The organism is Anaerocolumna sp. (assembly GCF_032079385.1).
GTDB lineage: Bacteria > Bacillota > Clostridia > Lachnospirales > Lachnospiraceae > Anaerocolumna.
Window position 1 is genome coordinate 25373 of sequence record NZ_DAMAUC010000037.1, and the last position, 12765, is coordinate 38137.

The window sequence follows — 12765 nt, forward strand, 5'->3', positions numbered from 1 at the left end:
ATTTGAATAAAATGTGGAGTGATTTGGTATGAGTAAAGATGTCATTAAGTTTATTTTTAAGCAGCTTAAGCCATTCATGATTAGAATAGTGATTATCGTTTCTTGTATGATTATTGTTTCATTTTTTGGCATACTGTACCCAATGTTACAAAGGGAGCTGTTCGATAATGGAATAGTGTCTGGTGATTTAGATGTAGTTATTCGATATACATTGTTTATTTTTGGCCTTTACATTATTGAACAGGTATTAACGTTTATTCAATTTATTCACTACCAGTTTGTAAGCAGACAGATGTCGTACAACCTTATGTATCAAGCTGTTAATCATTCGATTAAATTGAAAATGGCATACCATAAAGATAATAACTTTTTGAAAACAATCGGTAATGTCTATAGTGATATTGGAAGTATTACACAAATTATAAATAGCGGACTGCTACAAACAGTTGTTAGCTTTTTTAAAATAATCGGTGGCATTATCGGCCTTTGTTTGATTGACTGGAGGTTAACTGTATTTATTTTAACTATTGTACCTATTGAAATTATTACAAAAAATTTTATTTCATCAAAAAGACGCAAACACTTTACCGCATCAATGAAATTAAATGAAAAATTCTCCATATGGTTTGGCGAAATATTTAGAAGTATTGATGTAATTAAACTATGGAATCTTCAGAATAAGCAAATGAAGAAATTTGAGTCATTAAAAAAAGATATGATGAAGCATGAAACAAAAATGGAATATTCGGATACTTACTCTAATATGTCAAGTCAAACGTTAGGTATGATATTTACTCATGGTTTAAATTTACTAGGTGCAATACTTATAATGCGCAATAAACTTACTATAGGTGGTTTATTTGCTTTCATTTCCTATGCAGCATACGTTTTGCAGCCTGCTTCACTTCTGGCTAATTTAGTTTATAGGTTGCAAAATAGCATTCCTGCATTTAAAAGATTTATGGAATATTTTGAAAATGATATTGAAAATGAAGACGGAATTAGTATAAATGACAGCAAAACGGATGTAAGAAATATATCATTTGATAGTGTTATATTCAGCTATGGCAATAAGGAAGCTGTGCTCAATTCAATAAACTTTTCTATAAATAAAGGTGAGAAAGTAGGATTTATAGGTGTTAATGGTTCTGGCAAATCTTCAATAATTAGTTTATTGCTTCGTTTCTATGAACCAACATTCGGTACAATTAAATTAAATGGGGTTGACATACAGAACATGGCATTAGACCAGTATAGAGATTTATTTTGCGTAATGAATCAGAATATTAGTCTTTTTGATGATAATATTCGAAACAATATAAATGTACTTGAAAATTTGTCAGAAGATGAAATACGTTATTATATGGAGTTATCTACAGCTGCTGATTTAATTGATTCGTTACCTAAGGGTCTTGATAGCCTTGTCGGATTCAATGGTTCAAAGCTATCCGGTGGTGAAAGACAAAAAGTTGCCCTAGCCAGGACATTGGCAAAGCATGGAAAGATTCTGATTTTAGATGAAGCAACTGCTAATTTTGATTTGGCGGCTGAAAAGAGATTTAACCAATATATAACTAATAGCAATCTTTATGATATCGTTATTGTAATAAGCCATCGAGAGGATATATTAAGAAGACTTGACAAGATATTTTATGTTGACAATGGCGTTATTGTGGATTCGGGTACTTTTAGTGAATTGGTAGAAAAAAATAGTAATTTATTTAAAACACTCGCAGAGGAGGAAAATCAATTATGAGCGTAGTAATCAGACCTTTTTTTACACCCAACGGAAAGTATATCTATGATAGAGAGACAAATTCTATACTTGCTGTAAACGATAATGAATACAATTCATTTTGCAGAATTTGCGAAATGAATCCAAGTAATGAAGATCTTCAGGTATTGGAATTTTATCAAAATAAAGGTTTCTGTAGGGAGAGTCTGCTTGAAAACATTGAGCATCCACAGGATAGATTTCTTGAGTTTCACCTTGAAAACAAAATCGAAAAGATTACATTACAGGTTACACAAAATTGCAATTTGAGATGTGCGTATTGCTGCTATACTGGTGATAAGTATAGTAATCGTGAGCATTCAAATAAGACAATGACATATGAGATTATGCAAAAAAGTGTTGATTTTCTTATGCAGCATTCAACTAGTTCAGAGACAGTTGATCTTGGTTTTTACGGTGGAGAGCCATTGTTGGAATTTGAAAATATTAAAACTCTTATTGCATACATAGAACAAAAATATCCATATAAGAAAATAACATATTCGATGACAACAAATGGCACAATGTTTACAGATGAGAATATAGTTTTTTTACAAGACAAGGAATTTAACATCATGATCAGTCTGGATGGACCTAAAGAGTTACATGATATTAATAGGGTTTTTGTTAATGGTCAAGGCTCGTTTGATAAGATTATGGATAATGTTTTGTACATAAAAAACAATTATCCAGATTTTTATAGAAGAATTGGTTTTAATGCGGTGGTAGCTCCTGGAGTTGATTTTAAATGTATTAATGATTTTTTTAGTGCAAGCGAAGTGATTGAAGATAACAATCTTAGGGTGGGCATTATGAATGACTATTATATTGAAGAACCAGTTCCATATGATGAGTTATATTTCATAAATTATAAAATTCAACGATCGAAATGGTTATTGTGGGCTCTTGGTTTTATTAATAAAAGCCATGTTTCTGGGATGTTCAATGCCGAAACTTCAAGGTTATTACGTATGTATAAGGGATTTGGCAAAACAAACAGTCTAGTTAAAACAACACACCCGGGAGGACCTTGTATACCAGGGGCTAAACGTCCTATGGTAGACGTTGATGGCAATCTATTTCCTTGTGAAAGGGTTAGTGAAGAATCGGCTATTATGCAAATAGGAAATGTTTTCTCAGGATTCGATGTAAATAAAGTCAGGGTGGTGCTTAACCCTGGAAAGTTAACAGCTGATAAGTGCAAGGATTGTTGGAATTTTATACATTGCGGAATGTGTGCTGCTGCTGCGGATAATACTCAAGAACTTGTAGGGAGCAAGAAACTAGCTCGCTGTAGCATGGTAATGAGTGATACATTAGAAAAATTTAGTTCAATATGTTTACTAAAAGAAAATAGTTTTGATTTTGAGAATGCGGAGGAAGGATATTATGTCTAAAAAAATTGCTTTTTTTCCGACTAATCATGACAATGCAACGTTAATTAGATATGCTTATATGGGAGGATATGAGCCAATTGCACTTTTAGCACCGGAGATCAATGTATTGGAAGGTTACGATATTTCCAAATTGGACGGCGGTCCAAATGCGGACATACGTTTACATATCGACTATGAGGAAAAAATTTTAGAGAGTGACTTAGTTTATTTTGCAGATTGTGAAGAATTTCAAAACAATAAATTATATATAGAACTTATGGAGTATGCAAAAAAACAAAGAAAGGAAGTCATAATGCCTAATGATGTGGCGAAACAGCTCGGAGTAGATCTTCAAAAGGTATGTATTGAAGAAAGAGATATATTGGCTGATATCGATAAGTTCCCCAAAATGTTGCAGATAGAATCTCCCATCATTTCGATATTTACTATTGGAGAAAAATGTGGGCAAATTCAAACGGAGCTTTTAGCAAGAAAGTATTTTCTAGGTAAGGGTTACAATGTAATGCAGATAGGCTCACATGATTTTATGAAGTTGGTAGGATGCTTAAACATACCGGATATTATGTTTGATTCAACAATAGACCCATTTAAGAAGGCCATAATATTTAATCGATTTATACATAAACATTTTAAATTGAAAAATCCAGATATAATATTGATTGGCGTTCCTCATCCTGTGATGAAATATAATAACAATAATTTGAATGGATTGGGCATTCTTCCGCTTATCATTCAAAGTGCCTTGCAGAGTGATATTGGAATTATTAATATGCACTTCGCTGACTATACCGTAGAATTTCTTGAGGAGGTTAAGCAGTTTTGCAAATATAGGTTGGATATAGATACAAGGTATTTTGGAATTTCTAACACAAGTGTACTAAAAAATGTTGATAACCCCTCTAAACTAGAATACTTACGTTTAACTAGCGATTTTGTTAACTCTAATCTAGTTTCTGGATTGGGAGGCGAACAATTTACTATATTTCCTGCTTATAATGAAGAAGAAGCTAACAATGCTTTTCAAAAAATGGAAAAAGAATTACAAGGAAACCTGATTCAGGTATAGATATAAAGGAGATAGAACTATGGTTGATACAGCATTTGATAAAGAAGACATTCAAAACAGATTAATGTCAATTATTCGAGAGCTAGCTGGTTTCAATGTTGAAGAACCTGACTATTGCTTATTTGATACAAAGTATAATTTGTCTGCCGAATCGTTTATATATATATTGCTGAAAGCTAGTAATGAGTTTTGTTTTGAGATTAATGACAGCTTTGTGAACTCTATGACAAATTATAGCTTAAACAATCTTGTTGATTCTATTATGAATCACACCCCAAACAAAGTTACCAACAATTGATAATATATCATTATGTTGAGTATGCACACAAGAAATCTATATCTTTATATTGCTTAGGAATATGATGAAGTGGAACCGTGTGGCAGAAAGGAGGAAAAGGGATGCGTAAATTAAAGAAAAGTACCTCTATTTTAGAGAATAGTGTTGAAGCATATGCTTGCTCTTGCGGAGGATGTACCTGTGGCTCTTGTGATTGCTCTTGCTTTTTGGGCATCAATGGAAACACAAATGCTAACAACAATGGCTCATCTGCGGCTTCTAGCGCTTCAGGTCCTTCGGTAATTTTAAAGGCCTAAGTTTACATAGCTTTTGAAAAAGGAGAAAATGTGATGCGTAAATTAAAAGAAAAACGCTTCTATTTTAGAGAATAGTGTTGATGCCTATCTTGTTCTTGCAGAGGATGTATCTGCGGTTCTTGTAATTGCCCTTACTTTATATTCAACGGAAGCACAAACAATGGAAATAATTGCATCTGCGGTGTCAGCAGTATTAGGTTCTCCTATAGTAGTTTTAACGGTCTAAGCTTTACCTTGTTTTGTAAAGGCTGTCTATGGCAACATTCAATTTTTGTGAATTATGTTGGGAAAGGATATTTTATAAACCTAAGTATAAGTAAGATATCCTGCGGTATTGCAATGGAACAGATTAGCTAATTAACAACTTGGCTTTTCTATTGCAATACTGCTTTTCTCGTTTCAAAAGACATATGGCAACTAATCGCAATCTTTAAAGAAGGTAAATATAATCTTCCAACAGATGGGAAAATTTCAAATTTAGGAGGAAAATAATGATGTTTAACAAAAGTATTGCTTTCATAGATAGCAAAATTAATATAGAATATATTAATGAGATTATTATCTCCAAGCAAAAAATCAGTGGCGTGTTTACGATATCTGACAATAGGGTGGTAGCAACAACAGATTTTGTTACAGAGGGTTTTACTCACGCCACTATGTGTGCAAAAAGATTCTTGGATAATTTTTCAGGTGAATGCAATTTAGTTTTTATTGAAATCTTGGATGAGTTTAGTTCAAAAGCTAATATAAATTCTCTTTTAATATCGCTTGAATGGTGTTTAGAAAACAGTATAAAATTTATTAATTTAAGTATTGGGACAACATTGCTTCCTGATGCATCACAGTTATATGAAAAAATAAATGAACTAACTACAAAAGGGATAGTCATTGTGTCAGCAAGTTCCAATAAAAATAAAATGACTTTTCCTGCCTCTTTCAGCAATGTTATTGGAGTCAAGGCACATGATAGTACATCAGGGCGAGTTGGTTTCAGATACAATGATAATAACATTGACCGAATTGATGTAAATTGTTATATATCCAACGAAATTGTAAAATACAATGATAAATATTATACCTTACCTTATGCAAACAGCTTGGCGGCCCCAGTCATATCTGCTAAAGTATGTGGTCTTATGAATGAAGGCTATGATACATTGTATAAAATCAAGGCTATATTAAAAGAGCAATCGTTAGCTACCAATCACAAATTGTATAGAGAAAATTATCGAAAATACTTTAAAGAAAAAATAAATGTACCTATTATTGTTATGATAATAGAAGGTGACATTAATTTATTAGTACAAAGACTATTATCTCGATTTGAAGACTATGGGTATAGTGGAATTTGCCTAAGCGAAAAATTTGAAACTGATATTGTGATGAAGGTTATAAACCTCTTGGAGTTCAACTCATATAATGTAGTTGAAAAGATTCATTTTTACAGCCATTACTGTGATGTTGATTATGTTATTGTCCATATGGGAGATGATAATTGGTTAAAGAGTTTGAAATCGATAGATATTGATGTTGTTATTATTAATCAAGAATATAACAAGCATGTGCTCAAAAGAAGAACGAAATATATTAACTTTCATGAACATAAAGATATTGATGTATTATTTTCAGAGTTATACAACTATTTATCAGATAACTAGTGGTAGTTTTCGAGTTAATAAATTCTATTAATTTATCCATTCTAATACTGAGTTCTGAGAGTATGTATTACTAAAACTCCATGTCTTGCCGGTTTTGCCTCGGAGGCGAATGGTAAATGTTGGAGGAGCTAATGATGCCCTAATCAAAGGAAATAAGCTGGAAGAGAAATAGATTCAAAAATCCTTCATGTCCCCATCCATTCCAAAATTCGTGATATCATGTGTGCTGTGGACGGTGACCTCACCCCTTGTAAAAGCAGCTTAGAATATCGTCGACCATAGCTGACACTTTTCTCCGAATCAAAATCAAAAAATTCTAATAATTCTTTTTTCAAACGTCCACTTTCCATGGAAAGATTACATTTCACAGTAGTTTCAAAATCAAGTTTTTCTTAAAGTTAAAAATTAGCAACTGAATTTTTCGCAAACAGCATGGTGCGGAAGCCATCTCTTTTATAGAGGAGAACAGTTCTGTCTTAATATGTTCTGCAAAAGTTATAGGTATTACCTCCAAAAATGTAATATATTTAAGGGGCTTCGCCGCAAATTTTATTAATTTGTCAAGTATTTATATATTTACTCAGGTCTGAAAGGTAAATTTCAATGTTACCATTTGTTTTTATGTTTCTCTAAGCAAAAAGTAATGAGATTCATGTTTATCCACATCAGATTGCCGCACGTATTACGTTTCCATTTATCTTGTATTTAACCTTTATGTTGTTATGATTCGTTTCCCATTGTTCACCTCCCTTAACTAATCTTTTTATGCCTATGAAACTTCTTTTCTTATCTGTATTTTGGGATATTTTAACTCTTCTTCCGTCAAAATCTGATTCCTCAGACATTCTACCAGACCTTCCGATATTTTCTCCAGCGTCCTCTTTATTACCTTTATATCCTTTATCCCGTTTTCGTATAACTGTAATAATACATCTGCCAGTTGCGTTAATAGATAATGATTTTTCATTGCATTATAGTCCAGGCTGTTTGCATGGGTGATAAAATATTGGTAATTTTTCTAAATGTTAAACCCATCATTTTCAATCAACCACCGCTTCCTGCCTATCTCGGCAAATTCATAGGCTGTTTTACCAATAATCCGCAGACTTATCACCCATTGAAACTCCTTCCATTTCTTCTTCTCTTTCTCAATCTCCAGTTCCATGACCGTTACAATATGACCACTATAATCTAAATCATTTACCCACTTCATTTTGTGAATTGCTTTTACTTTTGGATTTCTTTTGTAGATTGTCTCTATTTCTACTACCTCTTCTTCCCCTTCTCCCATTTCACTAATCGCACCGTATTCTTCTGCCAGAGTCGGTATGCTTCCATCCTTATACCGGATTAGAAATCCCATTTGTTCTTTTTACATAGTTCAAATACTGGCTCACAGGCATACAGACTGTCTCCCATAAGGCAGATTGGCAATCTCAGAAATATCTTTTTCAGTGTTTCGGACAGACGTTTAAAAGACTTTCTTTCACAGTCCTGCTTACTAACGTTTTCTTTTTCATTTTCAATAAATTCTGTGGCAATACTGATAATCAAGTCATCACCTAATACAATCTTTGCTTCTAGCACCTGGTGATAATAGATTGTTTTTTCATCCTCTGTTCCTTTGTTTAGCGTTTTAAGTCAGGCAATGTTCACAATGTCTTTCTTTAAAACAGAACAACTGTGTCGCATCTACAATTACCAACCAGTACTTTCCCAGAAATTTCGCATCATCAAAGCTTTTCTTGCGGATCAGACTGCATACCATGTCTTTCCGTATTTTCTCTAATGCCCCTGTATCTAATTTTGACAGGCATTCATTTATTGTTACATAATGCGGAAGATATTCTTTTTCTTTTAAGCCTAAGATTTTATAAATATTTTTAACACACTCATCCTCGTTAAAGGTATCGTTCATTTCTTGCATGGATGCGATAGAACATACATTTTTCAATAGCATCATATTTAGAATGACTTCAATTTCATAGGTAATATAGTTTTGATTTCTTCCATCCATGACTTTTTTGATATCTGCGATTAAATCTGGGAAATAATGATTCTGTATTTTTAAGAAATCTACAATTTCTCTGTTTAATTTTCTCTTTATTTCTCTTTTTTCTGCACGTATTTTTTTTCTCCTCTGCGAAAAAGTTTTTTATTTCATTATACACGTTCAAGAAAAATAAGGGATACTATTTGTTTGATTAATGCGAAAAATATTTACCTTTCAGAGCTGATATTTACTCCCAATCTTTGCCTGAATAAAATTGTAAATATTATTTTATGTAATTTGGAAACATTTGAATAATTACTATAATTATGGAGATTTTAATAGTAGCTAAGGCTAGATATATATTAATTTGGAAGGAGGATTTTTCGACTCATGGAAAAAGATAAAAATGTACTAAATGGTGAAAATAATAACAGGATAAATAAAACTTCCCCAACAAATAAGGAAGTAACGGCAGCTTGGGCCAATATTGAGAAAATGCAGGATGTAAGTCAGGTTACCATACCATCTGAATATGAAGTAGGGAAAGCGAAAAATTGGGTTGATAACGGAAGCCAATTATAGTAAAACGCATTAGCAAAGGGGTAGCACACTTTGCTTTTCTGCTTTATTTTTTATACATTTTTTTGACATCTAAGTATAAGAGATATTATAAATTTTTAAGAAAGAGGAAAGAGATATATGGCAAAAATTCAAATGACAGTAGATGGCAATACCGCAGCTGCTTATGCGGCATATGCCTTTACCGATGTTGCCGCTATTTACCCTATTACACCATCTTCTCCAATGGCAGAAACTGTGGATGAGTGGGCAGCAAAAGGTCAGAAAAATATTTTTAATCAGGAAGTAAGTGTAATTGAAATGCAGTCCGAAGCAGGTGCGGCCGGAGCCTTTCATGGTTCTTTACAGGCAGGGGCTTTAACAACTACATTTACGTCTTCTCAAGGTCTGTTATTAATGATTCCTAACATGTATAAAGTAGCCGGCGAATTATTGCCCGGTGTATTCCATGTTAGTGCTAGGGCAATTGCCGCTCATGCTCTTAGTATATTTGGTGATCATCAGGATGTTATGGCTGCAAGACAGACAGGATGTGCATTGCTTGCTTCCGGTTCTGTACAGGAAGTAATAGATTTGGCACCAGTTGCACATTTGTCAGCTATTAAAGGAAGATTACCATTCATACATTACTTTGACGGATTCCGAACATCTCATGAAATCCAGAAGGTGGATACTTTACAATATAGTGATTATGAAGAATTAATAGATAAACAGGCATTACAGGAATTTAGAAAACGTGCGTTATCGCCAAATCATCCGGTTACAAGAGGTACTGCACAAAATGCAGATATTTATTTTCAAGGAAGAGAAGCAAGTAATCCATTTTATACTGATCTTATTCCTATTGTGGAAGACTATATGAATAAGATGGCTGAAAAAACAGGACGTAAATATGGGTTATTTGATTATTATGGAGCACCTGATGCAAAATATCTGATAGTCGCAATGGGTTCCGTAACACCAACTATTGAGGAAACCATTGATTATTATAATAGCAAAGGTGAAAAATACGGACTGATAAAAGTACATTTGTTCAGACCATTTTCATTAAAACATTTTATAGACTGTATACCACATACAGTGGAGAAAATTGCAGTTTTAGACCGTACAAAAGAACCTGGTTCTATAGGCGAGCCGTTATTTGAAGATGTATGTACATGCTTCCATAATGCAAAGAAAAAACCGGTTATCATTGGAGGTCGTTATGGTTTAGGATCAAAAGATACAGCACCAAATCAAATTGCGGCAGTATATGAGAACTTAAAACAAGATGAACCAAAGAACCATTTCACTATTGGTATTGTAGATGATATTACCCATCATTCCCTACAGGTTGGACCTTATGTATCTATAGAACCGGAAGATAGAGTCAGCTGTAAATTCTGGGGCTTGGGTTCTGACGGAACAGTGGGAGCCAATAAACAGGCAATTAAAGTAATTGGAAATAATACTTCACTGAATGTACAGGCATATTTTGACTATGATTCAAAGAAATCCGGTGGTATAACTATGTCCCACCTTCGCTTTGGCAAGGAACCAATCAAAGCCACCTATTTGGTTAGTAATGCGAACTATGTTGCCTGTCACAATCACTCTTATGTTACAAAATACGATTTAACAGCTGATTTAAAAGAGGGCGGTACTTTTGTACTTAACTGTCCGTGGACCGATGAAGAGTTAGAAAAGCATCTCCCAGCAAAGATTAAAAAGGATTTAGCGGAGAAAAAGGCTAAATTCTACACAATTAATGCAGTAAAGATTGCAGGTGATATAGGCCTTGGTAACCGTATTAATATGATTATGCAGGGGGCATTCTTTAAATTAGCTAATATATTACCGGAAGAGGTATTTGTAAAAGAATTAAAGGATGCAGCTACAAAGTCCTACTCCAGAAAAGGTGAAAATGTTGTTAAGATGAATCATGAGGCCATTGATCGTGGTATCAGGGATATTCATGAAGTAAAAATACCGAAAGAGTGGGTAAATAGTATAGATGAAGAACCGGATTCTGTAAAAGAACCGGAATTCGTCCGCAATATTATGCGTCCAATGGAAGCACAACAAGGACACAAATTACCGGTTAGTGCATTTAAGGACCGCGAGGATGGCACTTATCCATCGGGATCAACTCAGTATGAAAAACGTGGCATTGCGGTATATGTTCCTGAATGGATAGAGGAAAGATGTATACAATGTAACCAATGTTCCTATGTATGTCCTCATGCAGTAATCCGGCCATTTTTATTAAACGACGAAGAGGTAGAAAAGGCTCCGGAAACTTTTGTTACAAAAAAAGCTACTGGTAAAAACTTGGAAGGCTATCATTATAAAATCCAAATCAGCCCAATGGATTGTACCGGATGCGGCAACTGCGCTGATGTATGTCCTGCAAAAGGAAAAGCTTTAATCATGCAGCCGATAGAAACACAATTACCGGAACAGGTAGACAATTGGGTATTTGCAATAAATCAGATCAGTTATAAGAAAGACATTGAATTTAGTGCAACTTTCAAAGACAGCCAGTTTAAGAAACCTCTCATGGAATTCTCAGGAGCCTGCGCAGGCTGCGGTGAAACAGCTTATATTAAACTGGTTACCCAATTATTTGGTGAACGAATGATGATTGCCAATGCTACCGGTTGTTCTTCTATTTGGGCAGCATCTGCTCCAAGTACGTCATACACCTCCAATCACGAAGGGAAAGGACCGGCTTGGGCAAACTCCTTATTCGAAGATAATGCGGAATATGGGTTTGGTATGTATATTGGTGTGAAACAAATGAGAAAGAAATTAGAAGAAAACATGAAGAAATTAATCGGTACGAATGTGGATGCACAAATAAAAGAAGTATTCTCAGACTGGATTCAATATAAAGAAGATGGAGATCTATCCCAAAAAATCAGTGCCAAAGTACAGAATATCATAAGCGAATATAATTCTTCAGACAAAAACATTCAGTGCCTTGTCGATGAAATCAAACAACGCAGTGAATATTTAGCGAAACGATCCCAATGGATTATCGGAGGCGATGGCTGGGCATATGACATTGGCTTTGGAGGTTTGGATCAAGTATTGTCAACAGGTGAAGACGTTAATGTACTCGTATTTGATACAGAAATATACTCCAACACAGGCGGTCAGGCATCGAAATCCACCCCCACAGGAGCAATTGCAAAATTTGCAGCCTCCGGTAAAAAGTCTGGTAAAAAGGACTTAGGCAGAATGATGATGACATATGGAAATGTATATGTTGCACAAGTTGGCATTCATGCAGACAACAACCAACTAATTAAAGCACTCCGTGAAGCAGAAAGTTATAAAGGCCCATCCATTGTTATATGTTATGCCCCATGTATCAGCCACGGTATCAAAGACGGTATGGGCAGAAGTATGGCAAACATTAAGAGTGCAGTGCAGGCAGGTTACTGGCATTTGTATCGATACAATCCGGCTTTAAAGAAGGAAGGCAAAAATCCTTTCACTTTAGACTCCAAAGAGCCAACCGGTAATTTCAGAGAATTCCTAATGAATCAAGTGCGCTACAGCTCATTGGCCAAAATGTACCCTGAACAGGCAGAAGAACTATTTAACAAAGCGGAAGAACTTGCAAAAGAAAGATACGAAACTTACAAAACACTGGCATCGTTATAAATAAAAATTTAGTTTATTAACGTACGTACGCTTTGCCTAATATAGGTTATTCA

The 12765-nt window shown here is 34.3% G+C and carries 12 protein-coding genes; 8 read left to right on the forward strand and 4 right to left on the reverse strand.

Features of this window, described 5'->3' with window-relative positions:
• Nucleotides 1-28 precede the first annotated feature (28 nt).
• The 6 genes from RT261_RS19610 to RT261_RS19635 all read left to right on the forward strand — a co-directional run bounded on the left by RT261_RS19610 (nucleotide 29) and on the right by RT261_RS19635 (nucleotide 6489).
• On the forward strand, nucleotides 29-1756 hold the full coding sequence (locus RT261_RS19610) for an ABC transporter ATP-binding protein (protein WP_313134823.1): 1728 nt from the start codon (nucleotides 29-31) through the stop codon (nucleotides 1754-1756).
• A complete protein-coding gene (gene ccpM / locus RT261_RS19615) occupies nucleotides 1753-3171 on the forward strand; it encodes a Cys-rich peptide radical SAM maturase CcpM (protein ID WP_313134824.1) in 1419 nt (472 codons plus the stop codon). Before RT261_RS19610 ends, ccpM begins: the two co-directional genes overlap by 4 nt.
• Nucleotides 3164-4237 carry a TIGR04066 family peptide maturation system protein gene (locus tag RT261_RS19620; protein ID WP_313134825.1) on the forward strand — a complete coding sequence of 358 codons (1074 nt, stop codon included), beginning with the start codon at nucleotides 3164-3166 and terminating at the stop codon, nucleotides 4235-4237. The genes ccpM and RT261_RS19620 overlap by 8 nt, the downstream gene beginning before the upstream one ends.
• 19 nt (nucleotides 4238-4256) lie before the next feature.
• Nucleotides 4257-4535: a hypothetical protein gene (locus RT261_RS19625; protein ID WP_313134827.1), complete on the forward strand. Its 279-nt coding sequence runs from the start codon at nucleotides 4257-4259 to the stop codon at nucleotides 4533-4535.
• A 101-nt stretch (nucleotides 4536-4636) separates the two neighbouring features.
• Nucleotides 4637-4831 (forward strand): CLI_3235 family bacteriocin precursor, encoded by a 195-nt coding sequence (locus tag RT261_RS19630; protein WP_313134829.1) that lies wholly within the window; start codon nucleotides 4637-4639, stop codon nucleotides 4829-4831.
• A gap of 491 nt (nucleotides 4832-5322) precedes the next feature.
• A complete protein-coding gene (locus RT261_RS19635) occupies nucleotides 5323-6489 on the forward strand; it encodes a S8 family serine peptidase (protein WP_313134830.1) in 1167 nt (388 codons plus the stop codon).
• Between the two features lie 665 nt (nucleotides 6490-7154).
• Here RT261_RS19635 and RT261_RS19640 read toward each other — a convergent pair.
• The 4 genes from RT261_RS19640 to RT261_RS19655 form a co-directional block, all read right to left on the reverse strand.
• Nucleotides 7155-7334: a hypothetical protein gene (locus tag RT261_RS19640; RefSeq protein WP_313134831.1), complete on the reverse strand. Its 180-nt coding sequence runs from the start codon at nucleotides 7332-7334 to the stop codon at nucleotides 7155-7157.
• A gap of 173 nt (nucleotides 7335-7507) precedes the next feature.
• Nucleotides 7508-7852, reverse strand: coding sequence for a hypothetical protein (locus tag RT261_RS19645; RefSeq protein ID WP_313134832.1), 345 nt, complete (start codon nucleotides 7850-7852; stop codon nucleotides 7508-7510).
• A complete protein-coding gene (locus tag RT261_RS19650) occupies nucleotides 7840-8076 on the reverse strand; it encodes a hypothetical protein (protein WP_313134833.1) in 237 nt (78 codons plus the stop codon). Before RT261_RS19650 ends, RT261_RS19645 begins: the two co-directional genes overlap by 13 nt.
• A 49-nt stretch (nucleotides 8077-8125) precedes the next feature.
• Nucleotides 8126-8506, reverse strand: coding sequence for a transposase family protein (locus tag RT261_RS19655; protein WP_313134834.1), 381 nt, complete (start codon nucleotides 8504-8506; stop codon nucleotides 8126-8128).
• Between the two features lie 366 nt (nucleotides 8507-8872).
• Between RT261_RS19655 and RT261_RS19660 the strand changes: the two genes are divergently transcribed.
• Together RT261_RS19660 and nifJ are read left to right on the forward strand one after the other, a co-directional pair.
• Nucleotides 8873-9064 (forward strand): DUF3787 domain-containing protein, encoded by a 192-nt coding sequence (locus RT261_RS19660; protein ID WP_313134836.1) that lies wholly within the window; start codon nucleotides 8873-8875, stop codon nucleotides 9062-9064.
• A gap of 117 nt (nucleotides 9065-9181) precedes the next feature.
• A complete protein-coding gene (gene nifJ / locus RT261_RS19665; RefSeq protein ID WP_313134837.1) occupies nucleotides 9182-12712 on the forward strand; it encodes a pyruvate:ferredoxin (flavodoxin) oxidoreductase in 3531 nt (1176 codons plus the stop codon).
• Nucleotides 12713-12765 lie beyond the last annotated feature (53 nt).